General features: G+C 30.0%; 25 protein-coding genes and 1 riboswitch. Of the genes, 18 read left to right on the top strand and 7 right to left on the bottom strand.

Annotation, left to right across the window (positions count from 1 at the left end; genetic code table 11):
• Nucleotides 1-3: 3 nt before the first annotated feature.
• From mreC to msrB, 9 genes are read left to right on the top strand one after another with little or no spacing between them, the layout of a single operon-like run.
• Nucleotides 4-1,224: a rod shape-determining protein MreC gene (gene mreC, locus B5L73_RS05260; protein ID WP_085148874.1), complete on the top strand. Its 1,221-nt coding sequence runs from the start codon at nt 4-6 to the stop codon at nt 1,222-1,224.
• Complete coding sequence (gene mreD / locus B5L73_RS06560) at nt 1,217-1,723, top strand: rod shape-determining protein MreD (protein WP_085148871.1); 507 nt, start codon at nt 1,217-1,219, stop codon at nt 1,721-1,723. Before mreC ends, mreD begins: the two co-directional genes overlap by 8 nt.
• On the top strand, nt 1,716-3,590 hold the full coding sequence (gene mrdA, locus B5L73_RS05250; RefSeq protein WP_085148868.1) for a penicillin-binding protein 2: 1,875 nt from the start codon (nt 1,716-1,718) through the stop codon (nt 3,588-3,590). The genes mreD and mrdA overlap by 8 nt, the downstream gene beginning before the upstream one ends.
• Entirely contained in the window at nt 3,590-4,714 is a 1,125-nt protein-coding gene (gene rodA / locus B5L73_RS05245) for a rod shape-determining protein RodA (protein ID WP_085148866.1), read from the top strand. The genes mrdA and rodA overlap by 1 nt, the downstream gene beginning before the upstream one ends.
• 50 nt (nt 4,715-4,764) lie before the next feature.
• Nucleotides 4,765-6,003 carry an NAD(P)/FAD-dependent oxidoreductase gene (locus B5L73_RS05240; protein WP_085148863.1) on the top strand — a complete coding sequence of 413 codons (1,239 nt, stop codon included), beginning with the start codon at nt 4,765-4,767 and terminating at the stop codon, nt 6,001-6,003.
• A 4-nt stretch (nt 6,004-6,007) separates the two neighbouring features.
• A complete protein-coding gene (locus tag B5L73_RS05235) occupies nt 6,008-6,901 on the top strand; it encodes a DMT family transporter (RefSeq protein WP_085148860.1) in 894 nt (297 codons plus the stop codon).
• On the top strand, nt 6,894-7,847 hold the full coding sequence (locus B5L73_RS05230; protein WP_085148857.1) for a D-2-hydroxyacid dehydrogenase family protein: 954 nt from the start codon (nt 6,894-6,896) through the stop codon (nt 7,845-7,847). Before B5L73_RS05235 ends, B5L73_RS05230 begins: the two co-directional genes overlap by 8 nt.
• Nucleotides 7,847-8,740, top strand: coding sequence for a histone deacetylase family protein (locus tag B5L73_RS05225; protein ID WP_085148855.1), 894 nt, complete (start codon nt 7,847-7,849; stop codon nt 8,738-8,740). Before B5L73_RS05230 ends, B5L73_RS05225 begins: the two co-directional genes overlap by 1 nt.
• A 4-nt stretch (nt 8,741-8,744) precedes the next feature.
• A complete protein-coding gene (msrB, locus tag B5L73_RS05220) occupies nt 8,745-9,113 on the top strand; it encodes a peptide-methionine (R)-S-oxide reductase MsrB (RefSeq protein ID WP_085148852.1) in 369 nt (122 codons plus the stop codon).
• A gap of 3 nt (nt 9,114-9,116) precedes the next feature.
• Here msrB and grxC read toward each other — a convergent pair whose 3' ends face one another.
• A complete protein-coding gene (gene grxC, locus B5L73_RS05215; RefSeq protein WP_085148849.1) occupies nt 9,117-9,371 on the bottom strand; it encodes a glutaredoxin 3 in 255 nt (84 codons plus the stop codon).
• Between the two features lie 3 nt (nt 9,372-9,374).
• Nucleotides 9,375-9,671 carry a TIGR03643 family protein gene (locus B5L73_RS05210; protein ID WP_085149656.1) on the bottom strand — a complete coding sequence of 99 codons (297 nt, stop codon included), beginning with the start codon at nt 9,669-9,671 and terminating at the stop codon, nt 9,375-9,377.
• Nucleotides 9,672-10,220: 549 nt separating this feature from the next.
• On the opposite strand from B5L73_RS05210, the gene B5L73_RS05205 reads away from it, so the two are divergent.
• The 6 genes from B5L73_RS05205 to B5L73_RS05180 all read left to right on the top strand — a co-directional run bounded on the left by B5L73_RS05205 (nt 10,221) and on the right by B5L73_RS05180 (nt 15,680).
• Entirely contained in the window at nt 10,221-10,922 is a 702-nt protein-coding gene (locus tag B5L73_RS05205; protein ID WP_085148845.1) for a hypothetical protein, read from the top strand.
• 113 nt (nt 10,923-11,035) lie between these two features.
• Nucleotides 11,036-11,794 carry a pyrroline-5-carboxylate reductase gene (locus B5L73_RS05200; protein ID WP_085148842.1) on the top strand — a complete coding sequence of 253 codons (759 nt, stop codon included), beginning with the start codon at nt 11,036-11,038 and terminating at the stop codon, nt 11,792-11,794.
• Nucleotides 11,795-11,806: 12 nt separating this feature from the next.
• Nucleotides 11,807-12,592 (top strand): ABC transporter ATP-binding protein, encoded by a 786-nt coding sequence (locus B5L73_RS05195; RefSeq protein WP_085148839.1) that lies wholly within the window; start codon nt 11,807-11,809, stop codon nt 12,590-12,592.
• Between the two features lie 2 nt (nt 12,593-12,594).
• The gene (locus B5L73_RS05190; protein WP_085148836.1) at nt 12,595-13,302 is read left to right on the top strand and encodes an ABC transporter ATP-binding protein; all 708 of its coding nucleotides are present in this window, start codon (nt 12,595-12,597) and stop codon (nt 13,300-13,302) included.
• Complete coding sequence (locus B5L73_RS05185; protein ID WP_085148834.1) at nt 13,303-14,313, top strand: branched-chain amino acid ABC transporter permease; 1,011 nt, start codon at nt 13,303-13,305, stop codon at nt 14,311-14,313.
• Between the two features lie 35 nt (nt 14,314-14,348).
• Nucleotides 14,349-15,680 carry a branched-chain amino acid ABC transporter permease gene (locus tag B5L73_RS05180; RefSeq protein ID WP_085149653.1) on the top strand — a complete coding sequence of 444 codons (1,332 nt, stop codon included), beginning with the start codon at nt 14,349-14,351 and terminating at the stop codon, nt 15,678-15,680.
• Between the two features lie 129 nt (nt 15,681-15,809).
• Here B5L73_RS05180 and B5L73_RS05175 read toward each other — a convergent pair whose 3' ends face one another.
• The 5 genes from B5L73_RS05175 to B5L73_RS05155 all read right to left on the bottom strand — a co-directional run bounded on the left by B5L73_RS05175 (nt 15,810) and on the right by B5L73_RS05155 (nt 19,867).
• Nucleotides 15,810-16,991 carry an ABC transporter substrate-binding protein gene (locus B5L73_RS05175; RefSeq protein ID WP_085148831.1) on the bottom strand — a complete coding sequence of 394 codons (1,182 nt, stop codon included), beginning with the start codon at nt 16,989-16,991 and terminating at the stop codon, nt 15,810-15,812.
• Between the two features lie 75 nt (nt 16,992-17,066).
• Nucleotides 17,067-17,924 carry a DMT family transporter gene (locus tag B5L73_RS05170; protein WP_257788355.1) on the bottom strand — a complete coding sequence of 286 codons (858 nt, stop codon included), beginning with the start codon at nt 17,922-17,924 and terminating at the stop codon, nt 17,067-17,069.
• A gap of 9 nt (nt 17,925-17,933) precedes the next feature.
• Nucleotides 17,934-18,545: a YjbE family putative metal transport protein gene (locus B5L73_RS05165; RefSeq protein ID WP_085148825.1), complete on the bottom strand. Its 612-nt coding sequence runs from the start codon at nt 18,543-18,545 to the stop codon at nt 17,934-17,936.
• A gap of 60 nt (nt 18,546-18,605) precedes the next feature.
• Nucleotides 18,606-19,097, bottom strand: a complete 492-nt coding sequence (locus B5L73_RS05160; protein WP_232309648.1) for a tetratricopeptide repeat protein — start codon at nt 19,095-19,097, stop codon at nt 18,606-18,608.
• Nucleotides 19,094-19,867: a 5-oxoprolinase subunit PxpA gene (locus tag B5L73_RS05155; protein WP_085149647.1), complete on the bottom strand. Its 774-nt coding sequence runs from the start codon at nt 19,865-19,867 to the stop codon at nt 19,094-19,096. The genes B5L73_RS05160 and B5L73_RS05155 overlap by 4 nt, the downstream gene beginning before the upstream one ends.
• Before the next feature lie 27 nt (nt 19,868-19,894).
• Here B5L73_RS05155 and B5L73_RS05150 point away from each other — a divergent pair, with 27 nt between their 5' ends.
• The 3 genes from B5L73_RS05150 to B5L73_RS05140 are packed head-to-tail and all read left to right on the top strand — an operon-like array spanning nt 19,895 to nt 22,384.
• On the top strand, nt 19,895-20,569 hold the full coding sequence (locus tag B5L73_RS05150; protein ID WP_085148822.1) for a 5-oxoprolinase subunit B family protein: 675 nt from the start codon (nt 19,895-19,897) through the stop codon (nt 20,567-20,569).
• Nucleotides 20,562-21,506 (top strand): 5-oxoprolinase subunit C family protein, encoded by a 945-nt coding sequence (locus tag B5L73_RS05145; RefSeq protein WP_085148819.1) that lies wholly within the window; start codon nt 20,562-20,564, stop codon nt 21,504-21,506. The genes B5L73_RS05150 and B5L73_RS05145 overlap by 8 nt, the downstream gene beginning before the upstream one ends.
• The gene (locus tag B5L73_RS05140) at nt 21,506-22,384 is read left to right on the top strand and encodes a DMT family transporter (protein WP_085148816.1); all 879 of its coding nucleotides are present in this window, start codon (nt 21,506-21,508) and stop codon (nt 22,382-22,384) included. The genes B5L73_RS05145 and B5L73_RS05140 overlap by 1 nt, the downstream gene beginning before the upstream one ends.
• 22 nt (nt 22,385-22,406) lie before the next feature.
• Nucleotides 22,407-22,497: riboswitch (glycine riboswitch) on the top strand.
• Nucleotides 22,498-22,572 lie beyond the last annotated feature (75 nt).

Raw genomic sequence — 22,572 nt, 5'->3', positions numbered from 1 at the left:
AAGATGGCCTCAAGCAGAGATGATTTTATAATAGCAATTAGATCTGCTTTTTTAAAAAAAAGCACTAAACAGAAATTTTCGTTATTAACTTTAATTTTTTTTTCAATTTTTATAATTGTATTATCTAATTTCAATTTCAAAGCTATAAGTATAACAAAGTCGATTATAAAAGAAATTGTTTATCGATCTTCTTTTATAGTTTCGATACCAGAAAATTTAATTAAATCTTCTTATTATAACGTAAATGAATATACCAATTATTATAAAGAGTACAAAAAAACTAAAGAAGAACTAGATCAGTTAAAATCAGAAAATATTTCTACGAAAATTATCAAGAGTGAAAATGAAGAACTAAAAAGCCTTATAGATGGTTATACTATCACTTCAAACAAGATTTTGGCAAAAGTAATTGTTGATCATGAAAGTCCTTTTTTAAGATCAATTATAATTAATAAGGGGAGCAAAGAGAAAATAAAGATAGGAACAAATATTTATGATCGAAGTTATCTTGTAGGAAGAGTGATTGAAGTTAATTATACAAATTCAAGAGTATTGTTGTTAACAGATTTAAACTCAAATATTCCTGTTTCTATTACACCTGGTAATGTTCAGGCAATTGTGGTCGGTAACGGAGATAAAAAAGGTGAAATTAAATATATCAAAAATGATTTGATAAACAAAATCGATGATAAAGGAATAGCATATACATCAGGAACTGGTTCAATTTTTAAAAGTGGAATTCCTGTAGGCACAGTTGATTTAAAAGATGAAAATGAAAAAATATTAATTAATTTTTATAGTGATTTTACTCAATTAAAATATGTTTTTGCGGAGATAGATGAGCTAATTCCTACTCCTGCTGAAACTAAAGAAAATGATCAAACAGAGGGCTCTTCTAATACTGAACAAATAAAAATAAATTTAATAAGTGATGAATTGCAGATTTTAGAAGAAAGTAACACTAAATTTCTAGAGGAAAATAAAGAATTAAATAATTTAACTAAAGAACTGGAAAAACAAATTGAGATATTAAAAACAGAAAATGAATTTCAAAAAAATGCTATTCAGCAGCATAATTTAGATCAAGAAGAGTTAGAATTTTTAAGATTAAATTTAATTTATAGTTCGAAGTGCCAATCAAAAAAACTTTTTAGCACTGGCTTTAAAGTAGGTACACCAGAATATAAAGAATGCATTATGCAAAAAGGAAAGATAAGTGATTAGATTTCAAAAGAAAAATTTATTGTACAAGATATATACTTGGTTACCAATACTTGCTTTGTTTATATCTGTATTTAATGAATTTGATTTAAATTATCTAAACATAGATTATTTTTCCTTTAATTTTCCATTTATATTAATTTTTTATTTTGCTTTGAAAGAATACCAAAGATTTGATTATTTTTTAGTTTTTTTAGCTGGGCTGGTTAATGACACTGTTGTTGGTCTACCCCTGGGCTTAAGTTCTTTGTCGTATATATTAATTTGTATATTTGCTAATTATCTAAGGAATATTACTATTAGTCCGAATCTAATAAAAGACTGGCTTTATTTTTTATTTATAATCAGTTTAATTAATTCAATCAATTATTCAGTTTTATTTTTGTTTTTTTCTTATGAATTAGACATTACACTTTTTATTGTAAATAATTTTTTTACATTCGTGTTTTACATTATTTTTTCGGTATTTTTTAAGAGGTATTTAAAAAGTTTAGATGATTAATATAAGTGACAGTGCAACTAAATTAAATTCACTAAATCGTAGAATGTTTATTCTTGCGACAGCTAAGATTATAATTCTAGGTGGTATAGTTAGTAGATTATTCTTTTTACAAGTTAAGGAGAACAAAAAATATTTAACACTTTCTGATAAAAATAGAATTCGAGAATGGAAATTACCTCCCATAAGAGGAGATTTTGAGGATTATTTTGGAAACACTATTGCTGGGAACTTTGAGGCCTATCAACTCCATATTATACCAGAAGAAGTAGAAGATTTTAGATATGTAATTTATCGAGTTAAAGAATTATTAGATTTAAGTGAAAAACAATTTAAAAAAATTTTAAAAAAGAAGAATGAAATTAAGCCCTGGGAAACACTAATTGTTGCAGATAATTTAAATTGGGAAAAATTTTCAAAAATAAATAATCACTTGTATGATCTTAATGGAGTTAAACCAGTAATTTCAATATCTAGAGATTATCCTTATAAAGAAAATTTTACTCATGTTTTGGGTTATGTTAGTCAGGCAAACGAAAATGATATTTTAACAAATGAAAATATTAAAGAAAAATTTGTACCTGGTTTAAAAGTTGGAAAGACAGGTCTGGAAAGATCATTCGAAAAAAGATTAATTGGATCAAATTCTGTGGAGCGATATGAAGTTAATGCCTATGGTAGAAGGATTAGTCAACTGGCATTCCAAAAAGGAGACAAGGGCGAAACAATCAAACTTACAATTGATACAAAAATTCAAGAACTAGCTAATGAATTATTAAAAGAAAAAGCAGGATCTATTTGTGTGATGGATATTTACACAGGTGCAATAATTGCTATGCATTCTTCTCCATCTTTTGACCCTAATTCTTTTGTTTTCGGAATAAGCCAAGATGAGTGGCAACTGATAAGAAATAATCCAATGAAACCATTAGTTAATAAATCATTATCTGGAAACTATTCTCCAGGGTCAACTATAAAACCTATAGTTGCCTTGTCAGCCTTGGAAAACGAGGTAATCGGAAAAGATTTTACAGTCCAATGTAAAGGACACAAAAATCCTTTGGAACTGTATGGGCAAACTTATCATTGCTGGAAAAAGGAGGGACACGGATTTGTAAATTTGAGAGAGGCGATGAAACAATCTTGCGATACATATTTTTATGAAGTTGCAAGGCGTTTAGGTGTGGATAGATTAAGTGTCACTGCAAAAAAATTTGGATTAGGGCAGAAAGTTTTTAAAGATATATTCGATAATGAGAAGAAAGGTTTAGTACCTAATACAGAATGGAAAAAAAATGCATTGGGAAGAAATTGGGTACTTGGTGAAACAATTATTACAGGTATTGGTCAAGGATTTATTCAAACAACGCCAATACAATTATGCTTAATGACTGCACAAATAGCTAATGGTGGATATAAAATTTATCCTAGAATAGTAGCAAATGATGAAAGTCAATATGAAGATAAGTTTACGCCATTATATAAAAATTCTCGAAATATCAAAATTGTTCAAGATGCTATGTTTAGTTCAACAAATGAACCAAGGGGAACTTCTTACAGATCTCGATTAAATGATTCTAAATATCAATTTGCTGGAAAAACTGGAACTTCACAGGTTAAGAAAATAACTGAAAGAGATCGTGAGTTAGATCTTAAAACATTTCAAATTCCTTATGAGGAAAGAGATCATGCCCTATTTATAGCTTTTGGACCTTACAAAAATCCAAGATATGCACTGAGTATAATTATAGAGCATGGTGGTTCTGGAGGAACTGTAGCAGCTCCATTAGCAAAAGAATTATTTAAAATGATTGTTGATAGACATGAAATTAGGAAAAATTTCGACAATAAAAAATATTTGGATATCTAATGTACCAGCATACTAGATTTGATAATAAAAATAATTTTTTTCAAAAATTTGGAAGCTTAGACTATGTGCTTCTATCGTGTCTTTTGATCCTTGGTTTTATAAGTCTTGCAACAATGTATTCTACTGATGGAGGTGAAGTATTATTTCATACAAGAAGTCACTTTATTAAATTTATTGTTTTCTTCTCGATGATGATTGTAATTTCATTTATTAATATAAAATTTTGGTTCTCTCTTGGCTATTTATCTTATGCGATTATTTTAGGAATGTTAATTTGGACAGTAAATTTTGGTATTACTGCATCAGGGTCCAAAAGGTGGATTGACCTATATTTTTTAAATCTTCAACCATCTGAACTGATGAAAATTTTTATTATTTTATGTTTAGCAAAATATTTTCATAGAATGAAGACACAACATGTAAATTCTTTTTATGCAATTTGTTTTTCATTAATTATTATTTTTGTTCCAATGAGTTTGGTAATTATTCAACCTGATTTGGGCACATCATTACTTATTGCGATAAGTGGAATTGTCGTATTATGGTTTGCAGGATTAAATCAAAAATATTTTTTTTATTCTTGTTTGGTATCAATTATTTCATTACCAATTATTATTTCTTTTTTAAAACCTTATCAAAAACTCAGGGTATTAACTTTTCTTAATCCAGACAGAGATCCGTTAGGTGCGGGCTATCAGATTATTCAATCCAAGATAGCTGTTGGATCAGGAGGCATTATGGGTAAAGGTTTTTTGAAAGGAACGCAAAGTTATTTAGAATTTCTTCCTGAAAAACATACTGATTTTATATTTACGTTATATTCAGAAGAATTTGGTTTTATAGGATCAGTTTTGTTACTTTTAATTTATAGTATTATAATTTACCGAGTTATAAGAATAGGGGCTCTATCTAGAAGCTATTTTGCAAAATTATTTTGCTACAGTTTCGGAACATCAATTTTTATATATATCGTAATAAACATGAGCATGGTTCTAGGTTTACTTCCTATTGTAGGCTCCCCCTTACCGATCATGTCATATGGTGGTTCATCAATGTTAGCTACCATGATAGGATTTGGAATTGTTATGAGTGCCAAAACTCATAGTCAACAATCCATTGCATAAGTATAATTTGTCGCTTAATCTTAAGTAATATTTCATTATATAGTCTTTGGATGAATAAACTTAAGGTAGGTATAGTTGGAGCTGGTATCCAGGGAATTTCTAACGCTTTATTTCTTCAAAAAAAAGGTTTTGAGGTAACTATTTTTGATAGAGAAAATCCAGGGAGTCCAGCAGCATCATATGGAAATGCTGGTCATTTTTCTCCCTATGCATCACTATCTTTAAATAGAACTGATATTTTATTGGACGTTCCTGCAATGCTAATGAGCTCAACAGGACCTCTTGCTCTTAAATGGAACTATGTTCCAAAAATGATCCCTTGGTTTATGAAATTTATAATGAACACATCAAAAAATAAAATGATGCACACGGCCAAAAATATGCATCAAATTTTAGATTTAGCGCTACCCGCTTATGATGAATTATTTGATGAAGTCGATATCGAAGGTTTAGTTGAAAACAAAGGTATTTTATATATTTGGAATGATAAAGATTTAAAAAGTAGAGAATTAGAGATTAATGTTAGAAAGGAATTAGGAGTTCAGCAACAGCTTGTAAATAAAAAAGAAATTCATGATCTTGAACCAAATATAAAACCTTTTTATCATGCTGGTGTTTATTATCCCTATGCGAGACATGCAAGAAATCCAAAAAAAATTCTGTTAAAGTTTTTCGATTTGTTTCGCAAAAAAGGTGGGGAATTTAAAAGATTGGATGTAAAAAGCATAGATTTCCAGGACGAACAACCAATATTAAAGACCGAGTCAGAAAAATATTTGTTTGATAGAGTCGTGGTAGCCTGTGGGGCCTTTTCAAAAAAATTAACTGATAATTTAGATGAAAAAATACCTTTAGATACTGAGCGTGGTTACCATGTTCATTTTAAGAACTGTGATCATCTTTTACAAAGACCAGTTATTTTTTCAAATCGAGGGTTTGGAATCACTCCAATGGAACAAGGGTTAAGAGTTGTAGGTACAGTAGAGTTTGGAGGATTAAAAAATCCTCTTTCAAAATCTCGTATTAAAAATTTGATTAACAATGCAAAATATATGTTGGGAGATTTGCCAGAACATGAAGATGAATGGTTAGGATTTAGACCAACTTTGCCAGATTTTTTGCCAGTTATGGGTCCCTCAAAAAATCATAAAAATGTATTTTATTGTTTTGGTCATCATCATTTAGGATGGACATTAGGACCAATATCTGGAAAGATTGTTTCTGGAATGATAGCTAAAGAAAACACAAATTTAAATTTAGCCCCTTATAGCTCAACAAGATTTAATTAGTAAAATGCAAAATACCAAAGCATATATAATGCTGGTATGCGCTACCTTATTCTGGGCTGGCAATTTTATGGTTGGCAAGTATGCTTTTTTAGTTGAAATACCTCCTTTATCTTTAGTTTTTTATCGCTGGTCACTTGTTTGGATTATATTGTTGCCTTTCACCTACAAGGAAATAATAAAATATAAAGACACGATTTTAAATAATTTACCTTTATTATTCTTTTTGGGTTTTACAAGTGTTGGTTTATTTAACTCTTTTACTTATTTATCTTTAATTTATACTCAAGTCATTAACGCATCTCTTTTTAATACTGCTATCCCAGCTATAATAATTTTACTTTGTTTTTTATTTAAAGTTGAAAAAACAAATAAATTTCAAATTCTGGGTCTTATTATTTCAGTGTGTGGAATTTTAGCAATTATTACAAGACTCAAACTAGATATTTTACTCTCATTAAATTTTAACAAAGGAGACTTGATAATGATAGGAGGTGTCATTACTTGGGGGGTTTATTCAACCCTCTTAAAGAAAAAAAAGTTTACTCTTCCATTATTAACTTTGGTTCACATAATTTGTACATTCGGTTTAATTAGTGTGTTTCCACAATTTTTATATGAGTACTCAAATGGCGAATTAATTACGTTTGATATAAATATAATTTATACCTTGATATTTCTAGCTCTCTTTCCAAGCATAGGATCTTACTACTGTTGGGCAGGTGCTGTTTCTATCATTGGGGCAAATAGAGCAGGTATTTTCTTATCTTTAATTCCGTTGTTTAGCACAATAATGGCAATACTTTTTTATAATGAACAATTTAGATTTTTTCACTTGATTGGCGCCATTTTAATTATATTAGGTTTATTTTTATCAAATAAGGAAATTAAAAATGCTTAAAGTAGCTATCTTGGACGATTATCAAAATGTTTCTCAACAGTTTGTTGATATAGAAAAATTATCGGGAAAATATGAAATTAAAATTTTTAGCGAACCGTTTAGTGATGAGGCAGATGCAATAGATCAATTATCTGATTTTGAAGCATTGCTAATAATGCGGGAAAGAACGCCAATTACAAAAAATTTAATAGATAATTTGATGAATTTAAAATTTATTATTACAACTGGATTGAGAAATAGATCTATCGATCTTGAGTCAGCTAAGAAAAGAAAAATTATTGTGAGTGGTACAGATATGAATATCAACCCTACTCCAGAATTGACTTGGTCATTGATATTGGGATTAGCAAGAAATTTAAAAGAGGAAATTGATAATATGTATCAAGGTTATTGGCAGACTACTATTGGAGTTGAGCTTAAAGGAAAAATATTAGGATTAATTGGATTAGGTAGAGTGGGATCACAAGTTGCAAAAATTGGTCAAGCGTTTGGTATGCAAGTAATGGCGTGGAGTGAAAATTTAAACTTAAACACCTGTAAAGAATTAAATGTTCTTCCGTGCACTAAAGAAGATTTGATTAAAAATTCGGATTTTCTATCAATTCATGTTCAAGGAGGAGAAAGGTATAAAAATTGTATTACATTGAAGGAATTCGACAAAATGAAAAAAACATCCTACTTAATAAACACTTCTAGGGGCCCCATTGTAAATGAGGATGATTTAATAATTGCTTTATCAACTAATGAAATTGCTGGTGCAGGTTTGGATGTTTTTGAAAAAGAGCCATTGCCAGAGAATAACAAATTAAGATTTTTACCTAACGCATTACTTACTCCTCATATTGGATATGTGACCGCTGAAAATTATCAAATTTTTTATAGTCAAATGATTGAGTCTCTCGAGGCTTGTGTAAACGGTAAACCAATACGTATTATTGAAAAATAATGGATTTACCAGTCGTTAATCATAAAGATTATTTTGCGAAAATTGGTGACGATCATAAATTTCCAATAAATAAATTTGGTGATCTTGCAGATTATCTAATTAAAGAGAAGATAGTAAAAAAATTTCACAAACCGTATCCGTGTTCAGTAGAGACTTTAAAAAAAGCCCATTCGGAGGAATATATTAGTAATATTAAAAATAAAACTCTCGATGAAATCGGTGTCAAAAAAATAGGTTTTCCATTGGTTGATAGTGTAGTGAAAAGATCTTTTATCGCTACTGGTGGCACCGTACTGGCTTCTAAATTAGCAATTAATTATGGTGTAGCTTGTAATACTGCTGGCGGTAGTCATCATGCAAATTACAATGGTGGTGCTGGTTATTGTGTTTTTAACGATGTAGCAGTTGCATCTCATTATTTATTAGACAGAGGATTAGCTGGAAAAATCTTGATTGTAGATTTAGATGTTCACCAAGGGAATGGTAATTCAGATATTTTTAAAGATAATAGAAATGTTTTTACTTTTAGTATGCACTCTAAATCAAATTATCCTGCAAAAAAATCTATCAGTGACTGTGATGTAGAATTAGAAGATGATTTAGAAGATAAAGAATATTTAAAAATTCTCAAATTTTATTTAAATCAACTAAATCAAGAAAACTTTGATTTTGTATTTTATATTGCTGGGGTTGATATTCATTTCAATGATAGACTTGGAAAATTAAAAGTTTCTGATGAGGGTATTCAAGAAAGAGATGAAATTGTTACAGAAAATTTTTTTTCAAAAGGAATTCCTCTTTGTGGTGTTTTAGGTGGTGGTTACAATAAAGATTCTAAAAAACTTGTTGAATTACATTCTTATTTACATCAATCATGTGCTAGATTAGTTTAATTGTATGAATAAAAAAAATTCAAATTTAAGTGCAGAACAAAAACTAGTTATGTTTGAAGAAGGAACTGAACCGCCTGGTTCTAGTGAATTGAATAACGAAAAACGTGAAGGAAGCTATCATTGTGCAAACTGTGGCGTAAAGCTATTCGACTCTAAAACTAAATATGAAAGTGGTTCAGGTTGGCCATCGTTTTTCGAGTCACTTCCAGATGTATTTGAAACAAAAACAGATCATTTATTAGGTTATGCACGTACAGAGTATCATTGCAAAAATTGTAAAGCTCATCATGGCCATGTTTTTGATGATGGACCACAACCTACTGGTAAAAGATATTGTAATAATGGTATTTGTTTGATTTTTAAAAGCAAATAAGATTTATTTTAACATATCTTGCAACTTATTTTCTTTCTCTAAAGCTCTAACTTCATCATAACCACCAATGTGTTGGTCATTGAAAAAAATTTGTGGGATAGTTCTTTTTCCGTTTGCTTTTTTAATCATCTCATCCATTGCACCATCAACTGTTGCAATATTAATTTCTTTAAAGGAAGCATTATTTCGAGTTAGTAATCTTTTTGCTGCATCGCAATAATTACAAAAAGGACCTGTATAAATTGTGACATTTTTCATGACTTAAAGATAGTCACCTTTTTTTAATTTACTAGTAATAAGTTTTCTGGAATACTCAAATTTTTTTCTATGTTTAATGCTTTTCTGATTTACTCTTTTTCTCCATAATCTAAATGAGGAGGGTTTAATTGACTTTCTCATTATTTTGATAACATCAGATTCCTTGTATCCAGTTTTTTTTTCAATTTCTTCGAAAGTGATACGATCCGCCCAGGCAGCCCATATGACCCAATCCGGGTCTTCAATATTTGGCTCCGGATTTTTGACCCTGGTGACAGGTCTGTGACCTTTTTTTTTCATAAATCCCTTATATTTGAAAAAAAATGATAATGCATTTTCTTTCAATTGTGGTATATTGAGTTTGATAGTCCTTCTTAGCCATCTTTAGCTCCCGGTTTTTAAGGACTATCTTTCTGTTTAATTCTCAATAAATTAATTATTTAAAACCTTATTTTTTATTAATTATTGATTTAAAATCAAAAACGCTACTAGGGAATTTTACTTGATGCATCAAATCAAAATCCAATCTAAATAACTTGTTAAGTCATTTGCCAATTGTTTGATAATATTAAAAAATAATTAATACAATTTTAGCGGGTACGTTGGCTTACATTATTCTAAATTCTTGGATTATAGGTTATAAATTAATGAATTTTTGATCTTATTATCTTTTAAATTTCTTATTTTTGGTAAAAAAGCTAAAAATTAGAGATTTTTTTTGTTGTATTATTGCAACAATATTGATTTTTAATATGTTATATTGATAAAAACATCAATATTTTCTTAAAAAATATAGTTTTTAATGATATGAGTCGGCAAAATTAACATTTAAACATAAGGATAATAACTATGAAAAAATTTTTAATAGCAGCAATTATGCTTCTAGGATCAATTTCTCTTGCTAACGCAGAGAGATTTAGCTTAGGTGCAACTGTTTCTGGTGGTGTATTCTCTGCAGATGGAGCTTCAGAATTGTTCAGTGGTGATCACTCAGGAAATAGATCTACAACAGATGTAACTAAAAGCACAGCAGATGAAGGTGAAGATGCTGAAGCGGCAGTAATGATGGGATCAATTTTCTTTGAAGCAGCTTTAACTGATCAAGTATCTCTTGGAGTAAATTATGTTCCACATTCAATGGACTCTGAAACAGTTGAAAACATTCAAAATATGCACGCAGTAGCGACTGGTGAAGATACATCATCAGTAAGAAACACAGTTAAAGTTTCATTCGAAGATTTAACTACTATTTATGCTTTAGCTAACATTAATGACAATGTTTATGCTAAAGTTGGTTATGTAGAAGTAGAATTAATAACTGATGAAAATTTAGGAACTGGTGGTGCTTATGGTAACACTACTTTAGATGGATATTCAATTGCTTTAGGATATAGCATGGATATGGCAGATGGAATGTTTGCAAGATTTGAAGCTAGCTACATGGATTTAGATGGAGCAACTTTAACCAACGACAATGATTCTACAAAATCTGTTAAAGCAGATGGTATTTCTGGATATGGTGCAGGAATATCAATTGGAAAATCATTTTAAATATAATTAAAGATAGTTTAATTGTTAATTTAAAACCCCCTCCAAAAGAGGGGGTTTTTTTTTGTCTTAAATAAATAGAAGAATTTTACAAAAAATTAAATTATTATTAACTGATGAATCTTGGTTTTATAGGTACAGGGAACATCGTCTCAGATGTAATAACTGGTATTTGTAAATCTAAGATAAAATATAAAAAAATAATCATTTCACCAAGAAATAAAAAAAAAGCACTTTTCCTAAAAAAATATTTTAAAAGGGTTGTCATTGCTAAAAATAATCAAGAGGTAATAAATAAGGCAGATTGGGTATTTCTTGGAATTTTACCAAAAGTTGGAGAAAAAATATTGCCTAAACTAAAATTTAGAAATAGGCAAATTATAGTAAGTTTTATGTCTACTACAAACTATACAAAATTAAATAAATTGATCAAAATAAAATCTACTATTATAAGAGCCATTCCAATGCCACCAATTAGATTGGGCAAAGGACCAGTTGCAATATTTCCATCTAATAAAAAAGTTAAAAGTTTTTTTGACAAAATAGGTCAAACAATTGAAATCAAAAATGAAAAATTATCAAAAAATTTTTGGGCTATTTCAGGAACAATGGCCTCATTTTATGAATTATTGAATGTTTTATCAAATTGGTTGATTAGAAAAAAAACAAATAAATTAGATGCACAAAAATATGTAACTTTGTTATATTCAGCTTTAGCTGAGCTGGCTCTCTCAAATTCCTCTAGGCCATTGAAAAATTTAGTAGATGAACAGACACCAGGTGGACTTAATTGGCAAGGTGTTAATGAATTAAGGAAGTCAGGCTATTATAGATTACTAGAAAAATCACTTAAGAAGATTTATAAGAGATTGTGATCTAATTCAGTAATGCAAGATAATATTTTAGAAATAAAAAACTTATCAAAATATTTTGGTGGATTAGCAGCCGTATCTAATTGTTCATTAAAAGTAAAACAAGGAACTATAACTGGTATAATAGGACCTAATGGTTCTGGAAAAACAACTTTATTTAATTTAATTGCTGGAAATTTAAAATCGTCTGGTGGTAGTGTTTTATTTAATAATCAAAATATCACTGATGTTCCGTCTTATGAATTATTTTCAAAAGGATTATTAAGAACTTTCCAAATAGCTCATGAATTTACGAATTTATCAGTTTTAGAAAATTTGATGATGGTACCAGGCAATCAATCTGGAGAAAAGTTGATGAATGCTTTATTAAAGCCTGGATTAGTTGCAAAAGAGGAAAGTCAAATAAAAGAAAAAGCAATGGAAGTAGTTGATTTTCTTAATTTAAGTCATTTAAAGAATGAATTAGCTGGAAACTTATCTGGAGGACAAAAAAAACTATTAGAATTGGGACGAACAATGATGGTAGATGCAAAGTTAGTATTGTTAGATGAGGTCGGCGCAGGAGTTAATCGAACTTTATTAAAGGATTTAGGTACAGCTATAGAGAAGTTAAACAAAGAGAAAGGTTATACTTTTTGCATGATTGAGCACGATATGGATTTTATAGGAAGATTATGTGATCCAGTAATTGTTATGGCAGAAGGATCTGTTTTATTTGAGGGTTCAGTGGAAGATGCAAAAAAAGATGACAGAGTAATTGAAAGCTACTTAGGTAGAGGTTCAAAACTAAAAGATAATTAAATATGGCTTTTTTTGAAGGAAACAACATGACAGGTGGATATGGCAAGGGTCCAGATATAATTAATTCATGTACTGTTAATGTTGAAAGAGGAGAGATAGTTTCCATTCTTGGTCCCAATGGAGCTGGAAAATCCACAGCTATGAAAGCCATGCTAGGTTTATTAAATTTAAAATCAGGGTCTGTAATTATTGACGGTAAAGATATTTCAAAACTTTCTCCACAAGATAGAGTGAAAGAAGGAATTTCATTCGTACCTCAAACAAAAAATGTATTTGCAGGAATGACAGTTGAGGAAAATTTAGAAATGGGTGCTTTCTTAGTCAATCAAGACTATACAAAAGTAATCGATGAAATTTATAATCTTTTCCCAATTTTAACTGAAAAAAGAAAACAATTTGTGGGAGAATTGTCAGGAGGTCAAAGACAACAAGTTGCATTAGGAAGGGCGCTGATGATTAAACCATCTGTACTCATGTTAGATGAGCCAACTGCTGGTGTTTCTCCAATTGTGATGGATGAACTTTTTGATCATATTATAAAAGTAAAAAAAACAAATGTTGCAATCTTGATGGTTGAGCAGAATGCAAAGCAAGCTCTCAATATTTCTGATAGAGGATATGTATTAGTCACTGGTGAAAATCGTTATTCAGGGACAGGTAAAGAATTACTAAACGATCCAAGAGTAAGAAGCTCTTTTTTAGGTGGTTAAATGGATTTTCTAAACGCGTTAATTCTTTTATTAAATTATATTTTTGTTCCTGCTCTTGCCTACGGATCTCAATTAGCAATTGGAGCCATATTTGTAACTTTGATTTATGGAATACTGCGCTTTGCAAATTTTGCAACTGGAGACATGATGTCATTTGGCACAATGGTTGCCATACTTTTTACGTGGTACTTTCAGTCACTTGGTTTATCCCTTGGTTTTTTACCCACTGCACTTTTAGCAATACCTTTTGCAATTCTCTTTATGGGTTTATACATGCTAATTATTGATAAGTTTGTATTTAAATATTACAGATTAAATAAAAGTCCCCCTGTTCAATTAGCAATGGTAAGTATTGGAGTAATGTTTGTTACCCAAGCAGTTGTAAGAATTATAATTGGCCCATCAGATAGAAGATTTTTTGATGGTGAGAAATTTTTGATTAAAGCTAATGAGTTTAAGGAAATGACAGGTTTAAACGAGGGACTTGCTATTAAGTCAACTCAAGTTATTACAATTGTTGTCACAATAATTTTAGTTTCAACTTTATTTTGGTTTTTAAATAAAACAAAAACTGGAAAAAGTATGAGAGCTTATTCTGACAATGAAGATTTAGCATTACTTTCTGGAATAGATCCAAAAAAAATTGTTATGATTACTTGGATGATTGCTGCAATTTTAGCAACAATAGGTGGAGTTTTATATGGTTTAGATAAAAGTTTTAAACCATTTACTTATTTCAATAATATGCTCCCAATATTTGCTGCTGCTATAGTTGGGGGAATTGGTAATCCTTTTGGAGCTTTCCTAGGAGGTTACGTAATTGCCTTTTCAGAAATACTGTTGACTTATGCATATAAGAAATTCTTTATGTATGTTTTACCAGAAAGCATGGAACCAGATGGTTTAATTCAGTTACTTTCAACTGATTATAAATTTGCAGTATCTTTTTCAATATTGGTAATTGTATTGCTCTATCGTCCATCAGGAATATTTAAAGGAAAGATATTGTGAGAAAAAATTTAAATGTAATTGTAGCTTACAGTATTATGATGGGATTAATTATCCTTGTAGGTATATTTCAATCTTGGAATATTGCTTTATCCATCTTTAATTTATGTTTGATATCAGCTGTCATGACGATGGGTGCTAATATTCAATGGGGTTATGCCGGTTTGATTAATTTTGGAATAATGGGCTTTACCGCACTAGGTGGTCTAGCTGCAGTTTTAATTTCTGTAAATCCAGTTCAAGAGGCTTGGAGCGCAGGGGGTACCAATATTCTATTAAGTCTATTTCTTATAATTGGAATTGTTTTAGCTGTTAGATTTGTTCTTAAAAGATATCAAAAATCTAAAATTAGAAATTATATAATCGCTGTAATTATTATTTCAGGAATAATTATTATACGATTTGTCTCTGAACCTGGTATTGAAGCAATTGAAGAAGTAAACCCAGCTAGAACTGGATTTTTAGGTGGGCTAGGGCTTCCAATAATTTTTTCTTGGATTGTCGGTGCTTTCTTTGCAGGAGGATTAGCTTTTGTCATTGGTAAGGTAGCATTAGGATTAAGAGCTGATTACTTAGCAATAGCGACATTACTAATATCAGAAATAGTAATAGCAATTATCAAACATGAAGACTGGTTAACCAGAGGTGTTAAAAATGTGATTGGTTTAAAACGTCCTGCTCCATATGAAGTTAACTTACAAGAAACAGAATGGTTTATAAATCTAGTTGAAAAATTTAATTCAGGAAAATTAGCTTTGATTTCTGATATTACAGAGAGACAAGCAGCACTTAATCAATTTGTAATAGAAGGATCATCAGTATTTGTAAAACTTTGTTATTCAGGTTTATTTTTAGTTGTTGTGATTATTCTTTTAATTTTAACTCAAAAAGCTCTTTACTCTCCTTGGGGAAGAATGATGAGAGCTATCAGAGATAATGAAGAAGCTGCTAATGCTATGGGCAAAAATGTAGTTAAACAGCATTTGTTAATTTTTGTTTTAGGATCAGCTATTGTCGGTATTGCAGGAGCTATGCTTGTAACTCAAGATGGATTATTTACACCAGGGAGTTATAGACCTTTAAGATATACTTTTTTGATTTGGGTAATGGTTATTGTTGGTGGTAGTGGTAATAACTTTGGAGCAATTCTTGGAGGTTTTGTAGTTTGGTTCTTATGGATTGAAGCAGCACCAATAGGATTGTACTTAGTTAATTTAACAACAGCAGGTTTAGAAGATACACATTTTTTGAAAGTTCATTTAATTGAAAGTGTTCCTTATTTCAGATTTTTAATGATGGGAATAGGTTTATTATTAATTATGAGGTATAGACCAAAGGGTATACTTCCTGAAAAAATAGAAATAAAATAAGTTTATGAAATATATTATTACAGGTGCTGCTATTGCTTGGGCTTTATATATGGCAGATAAGTATTTATTTTTTTAAAAAAAACCCCCAACATCAAAGATGTCAGGGGTTTAATTCTTTTAAGATAAAAATTATCTTTGTTTTTTAGTTTTGAATTTTCCGCCTTTAACTTCTTGTTCTAAGAAAGAACCTTCAGCTTCACCGACGCTTGTAAAAGTAACTCCAGTTGCACCTTCGTAGTCAACTTTTTTACCTTTAGCTAATAAATCTAAACCTTTTTTAAGCTGACCTGGATAAATCTTTGTTCCAGGACCATTTGCAACATCCATTACATTTTTTGCAATTGAAGCTCTGTCAGCTGAGTTACCTGCTTGCATAGCTAAAACTATTAAAGCAGCAGCATCATAAGATTCTCCTGTGTATGGACCAGAACTATCTATACCTGCAGCACTTGCAACTTTAGCAAATACTCCAGCTCCTTTTCCAGTTGAACCAGGTAATGAACCAAAAGATTTATTTAAATCTTTTCCAAACGCATCAACTAAAGATTGACCTATCATACCATCTGATAAAATAAATCTATCAAATGCACCAGAGTCTAAAGATGCTTGAATAATACCTTTACCACCTTGGTCTAAGTAACCTATTACTGCTACTGCATCTCCACCTGCTGAAGCAAGCGTTGCTACTTCAGAAGAGTAGTCTGCCTTACCATCTTCGTGTGCAGTTACTGTAGTAACTTTAATACCATGAGCCTCAACAGCTGCTTTATAAACATCTGCTAAACCTTTTCCATAGTCGTTATTAGTGTATGTAATTGCTACACTCTTAATTTTTCTGTCTTTTGTAACATCAGCTAAGATTTGTCCACCTCTTGCATCTGAAGGAGCTGTTCTAAAAAAGTATCCTTTATCGTCAAGAGTTGTTAAACCTGGAGATGTTGCTGAAGGTGAAATCATTACAACACCGTTTGGTACTGCAACATTAGATGCAATTGCACCTGTTACACCTGAACAGTCAGCTCCCATAATTGCTGCAACACCTTGTGCAATTACACCCTCGGCTGCTGCAGTAGCTGCCGCTGAGTCCACACAAGTTGAGTCTGCTCTTACAACTGAAATTTTTTCACCACCAAGTAATGATCCAGAATCTGATGCTTCTTTAAAAGCAAGCTCAGCAGATGCTGCCATTGCTGGTGTAAGGGATTCAATTGGACCAGTAAATCCTAATATAATTCCCATTTTTACTTCTGCAAAAACATTTGTTGTAAAAGTAGAAACAAATATAAATGCAGCCACAAATAGTTTTTTCATTATTATCCTTTTTTATTGTTAACAATTTTTAAAAACCAAATTAAATCTGATTTATAAAAAGTTGCAATAAGCAAATTATTTAATTTTGTGTAAAAAAAACACCGAAGTAATTACAATTATACCACCCAATATGAACAAAATAGTGGGCACTTCACCAAAAACTAGATAAGTGAGAATAATCCCAAATATTGGAAAGAGGGAATAAAAAGGAAAAATCTTTCCAACAGTATAAAATTTATAGAGATAAAACATCAGCAAGTGTGCACATAAAGATACTATAACTGCTTGATAAGATATGAGCGTCCATGATTCAAAATTTATTTGTTCAATATTCTCTTGAACATTACCTTCAATGAAAGCTGAAATAATTATGAGTGTTACAAAACCAAAAATACCTGTGCTAGCATTTATCATACTTATTGGCAGTTCTTTTAGTTGTCTAGAATAAACTTGCGCAAGTCCGAAAAATAAAGCCATAAGACTGGCAAAAAATAAACCTAAATAGTTTTCTGTTAATTTAGGATCAAAAAAAATTATAACTATTCCAAGAAAGGATGTGAAAATCAAAATCCATTTATTTTTACTAATATTTTCATTTAAGAGAAAAGCACTCGCAAGTATTCCGAACGGTATCGCAAGTTGAGATCCTAAAATTATAGGAGCAATTATTGAAGAATGAAATAGTGATAAATTCATAAATACATAAACTAAAACACCCATAGAAATTGAAAATGAAATCAATGGTTTGAAAAACTTTTTATTAGGAAGTTTAAATTTCCAAAAAGGTATAAGTAACAAAAAGACCAATCCCATTCTTAATGAGGCCATTAAGATGGGTGGAACAGAATTATTAAGAGCTAACTTGGCTACTGGAAACGCACTCCCATGAGCTATCATTATAAAGATTAAAATGAATAAATGTTTAAGTGGCAATTTTTTTAATTAGAAGTATTTTTTAAAGGTTTCATTAATTGATAAAACACCATAATCATTTAATCCACCAATAATCAACTGTAAAGCAACAAGTAAGATAAAACCTAAACCAACATAGGCAATCCAAAGATGTCTTTGAATATAATTTGCTAAATATGTAGCTAATGCACCAGTCAAAACAACTGACAAGATAAGCCCAAACATCATATAGCCAAAATTACCTTTTGCAGCACCAACAACACCAATTACGTTATCAAAACTAATAGTTATGTCTGCAAAAAGGACTTTATAAATACTTTTAATAAATGATGGTTCTTTTGATTTTTTAGTAGGTGATTTGATCTTTTTAATTTCAAATAAATCTTTTCTAAGGTCATTAACAATCCAGATTAAAAGAAGACCACCAATTATTTTGACCCAATAAAATTGAAAAAGGTAAGTAGCAAAAATAGCAAATAAAATTTTGAAAACAAGCGCACCAACTACGCCCCAAAAAATAATCAATTTTCTATTTTTAGGTACAAAGTTTGCAGCAATTAAACCAATTATAATTGCATTATCTGCAGCCAAGATAATATCAATAAATATGATCTGTAAGAGTATGAGAGATTCTTCTAACAATGTAACATAATTTTAAAAAACAATTATAATTGTTCAGATCCTGTTGTCTATTATAAGTAATTAATATTTTGAAACTTTTTCGCCAGCAATGATGGCTTTCAAGTCATCATATTCTTTGCAATTACATCCTTTTAACACTTCAAGTCTTTCGACTGCAAGATTATGTCTATTTGTTGCTACGTATAGTTCGCCTAGATATTCATTAATACCCACATGTTTGGGATCGATTTTTAAACCTGCTAAATAATATTTTTCTCCATTTTCAAAGTCACCAAGTTTTCTAGTGGTAAAACCAAGATAATTTAGTGTATCTGCTTTATTTGGAAATTTTTTATTAGATTGAATTAATAATTTTTGGGCTTTCTCATATCTTTTTTTTGCTTTTTCAAGTTTATCTTTTTTTTCAAAGTTTTTTGCAGCTTTAATATGAGTAACAGCCATATCGTACTGTGTTTTAGTTTTAGAAGAACCGCTATCACTTGATCCAGCAGCAAATGAGTTAGAAATTATAAATACTGAAAATAATAAAGTAATTAAAAGTTTTTTTATCATATAAATTTTTTCATTTTATTTAATGTTTTAAGTGTAAGTCCATTATCTAGTAAATTTTTTTTAATTGATTTAGCAGTTTCTAATGAACTTAGATTATCTCCATGTATGCACACAGAGTCGATTTCACAAGGTATTTGTTTTCCACTGTGACAATTAAGTGACTGAGTTTGGACCATTTTTAATACATGTTTTTTTGCTTGTTCTGGGTCAGTAATTAAGGCGTGAGGTTTTTTTCTTGATACTAGATTTCCATCATCCTCGTAATTTCTGTCAGCAAATATTTCACAGGCAATATTCATATCTAGCTTTTTAGCAGCTTGCTCCATTTTAGAGCCTGTAGGTACTAAATAAATCAACTGCGGATTTATACTTTTAATCACTTTTGCTAAAGTTGTAGCCAAATCAATATCTTCACATGCCATATTGTTTAAAGCACCATGTGGTTTTATATGAGTTACCTTTTCACCATGTTTAGATGAAATTGTTTGAAGAATTTCATACTGATCAATTATTAATTTTTCTATCTCAGAGGATGATAAATTCATTCTTTGTCTACCAAAATTTTCAGGATCATTAAAAGACGGATGTGCACCAATACTAACGCCATTTTTTTTTGATATTTCTACAACGTTATTCATAGTCTCCTCGTCTCCTGCATGATAACCACATGCTATGTTTGCTGAATTGACTATCTTAAGTAACTCAGGATCATGTTTATTAGAATGATGTTTGGATTTTTCACCCAAATCACAATTTATATTAATTTCAATACTCATTATTCTTCAGTATAACATGGCATGATAAAAAATATATCAAATCTTGGTGACGCAGCTCTATATTGTGATTTTGGTACAGAGATAAATAAAGAAATTAACACTCAAGTAATTAGATTTTTTAAAACTATTCAAAAAAAAAATATTGCAGGGGTTAATAATCTTATACCATCATATAATAAATTGATTATTTCTTTCGATCTTAAAAAAATTAATTTCAATAAACTAAAAAAGATAATTGATAATATTGAAATTATTAAAAGTGACACTATTCAAAATAAAAAATTTGAAATTCCTATTTGTTGTGAAAAAGAATTTTCTTTGGACATAAAAAGATTAGAAGAAAAGCTTAAAATGAAAGAAGAAAATATATATGAGAGTTTTTTTAAAAAAGAATTTTTTTGCTACATGACAGGTTTTATTGCAGGTATGCCTTTTCTTGGAGATTTAGATGAAAATCTCAGAGCAAAACGTCTTGATACTCCAAGGGTTAAGGTGCCAAAAGGTTCGATTGGTTTGACAGAGCAATTTGCAAATATTTACACATTTGAAAGTCCTGGAGGATGGAATATTATTGGCAATACACCATTAAATATTTTTGATAGCTCTAAAGAAAATGAGCCCAACTTAATTAATCCAGGTGACTTAGTTACATTTAAGAGAATTACTAAAGAGAATTATCAAAATTATCATGAATAAAAATTATTTTGAAATTTTAAGGGCTGGTATTAATTCAACGTTCCAAGATCTTGGAAGAAATAATCTTTATCATATAGGTATCCCATTCAGTGGAGCTATGGATAATAGAAATTATTTATTAGCTAACAAACTTACTGGCAATGATAATAATAATCCTGTGATAGAATTTGCCTATCAAGGCCCCCATTTAAAATATCATGGTAAAGCAATAAATGCTGCTATTACTGGTGACGTCAGTTTTAAAATTAAAAAGGGTAATAATTTAATTGATGGAGAATGTTATCAATCTTTTATTTTAGAAAATAATGATGAGCTAGATATTATATCAACAAATAAATCAGTTTATGGATATTTAGCAATTAGTGGTCAATTTGATTTAAAGTTACAATGGTCAAGTTATTCAACAAATATTAAGGCAAAGATAGGATCAAATAATGGAGAAAAATTATCTGTTAACCAAAAAATTAATATTAAAGAGATTAATCAAAATTTAGTAAGTAAAAAATTAAATTATATTAATACAAAGATAGAAAATATTAGAGTTATGAAAGGAACAAATTTTGATTATTTTTCCGAGGAAGGTAAAAAACTTTTTTTTGGAAATGAATTTAAAGTCTCTAAATTATCTGATCGTATGGGAATGAGATTAGAGGGAAAAAAAATAGAGAATATTGTTGATACAAATATTAGATCTGAAGGATTGATTAAGGGCGTTATACAAGTGCCGGCTGATGGCAATCCAATTATCATGCTCTCAGATCATGGAACTATCGGGGGATATCCTAAAATTGGTGTAGTTATTAGTGCTGATTATGACAAATTAGTTCAATTAACTCCTGGCTCAACTATCAAATTTCAAGAGGTCGATTTAAATAGTGCAGAAACTCTTTTTAAATTGTATGACTTAGAAACTCAAAATTTAATTTCACAAATTTAATGACTATTTTAAAAAGTTTACCTGGTCCATTACTGATATTTTTTGGCGCTCTTAGTTTGAGCTTTGGTGGATTAATTGTAAAATCTTTTGAGGGAGCAACACTATGGCAGATATTATTTTGGAGATCTTTATTTTTCTCTCTTACTGTCTTAACTTTTTTGATAATCACTTATAAAAGCAAAGTTTTAAAATCGTTTTATGAATCTGGATTACCAGGTTTTATTGGTGGATTAATATTATCTATTGGTTTTTGTGGTTATGTTTTTGCTATGTATAACACTACAGTCGCCAATACCAATTTTATCATATCACTTCAAATTTTATTTTTAGCTATATTTGGTTTCTTTTTTTTAAAAGAAAAAATTAACTCAATTACATTAATCTCAATAATTTTAGCAATGTCTGGAGTACTGTTAATGGTTGGAAATTCTTTATCTCCAGGAGAGTTATCTGGAAATTTAGCAGCCTTTACAATGCCAATTACGTTTGCAGTGTTGATAATGATTGTTAGAAAATTTCCATCTGTTGATATGGTTCCAGCCCAGTTTGTTGCAGGTATAAGCTCATGTTTAATTGGTTTATTATTTTCTCCTACCATTATGATTTCACCTCACGACATTTTTTTGGGTTTTATAGCTGGATTTTTTCAGATAGGTTTTGGTTTTATATTTATAACTATTGGAGCTAGAACAACTCCTTCTGCTATGGTTGGAATAATTATGTTATCCGAATCTGTCCTTGGTCCTATTTGGGCTTTTCTCTTTGTGAGTGAAATACCATCATTGTATGGATTAATAGGAGGAGCAATAATCCTTTTTGCTGTATTATTACAGTTTTACACGCTTTTAAAAAAGCCAAAGGCAACTGTTTCCAATTGACATTTTAAGCCTCTTATAGGACTATTCTTATACGGGAGAGACTACAGACTATCGTAGCGCCGAAGGAGCAACCACCCAGGAATCTCTCAGGCAAAATGGACCGTAGCATATTAACTCTGGAAAGAGATTTAATTCTCGCCGAAGGAGCAAAACTCTCAGGCAAATATACAGATGGGTACAAAGAGTTA

Origin of the sequence: Candidatus Pelagibacter sp. RS39 (assembly GCF_002101315.1) — a bacterium.
Classification (GTDB): Bacteria; Pseudomonadota; Alphaproteobacteria; order Pelagibacterales; family Pelagibacteraceae; genus Pelagibacter.
This window is presented reverse-complemented; position numbering and strand designations above follow the sequence as displayed.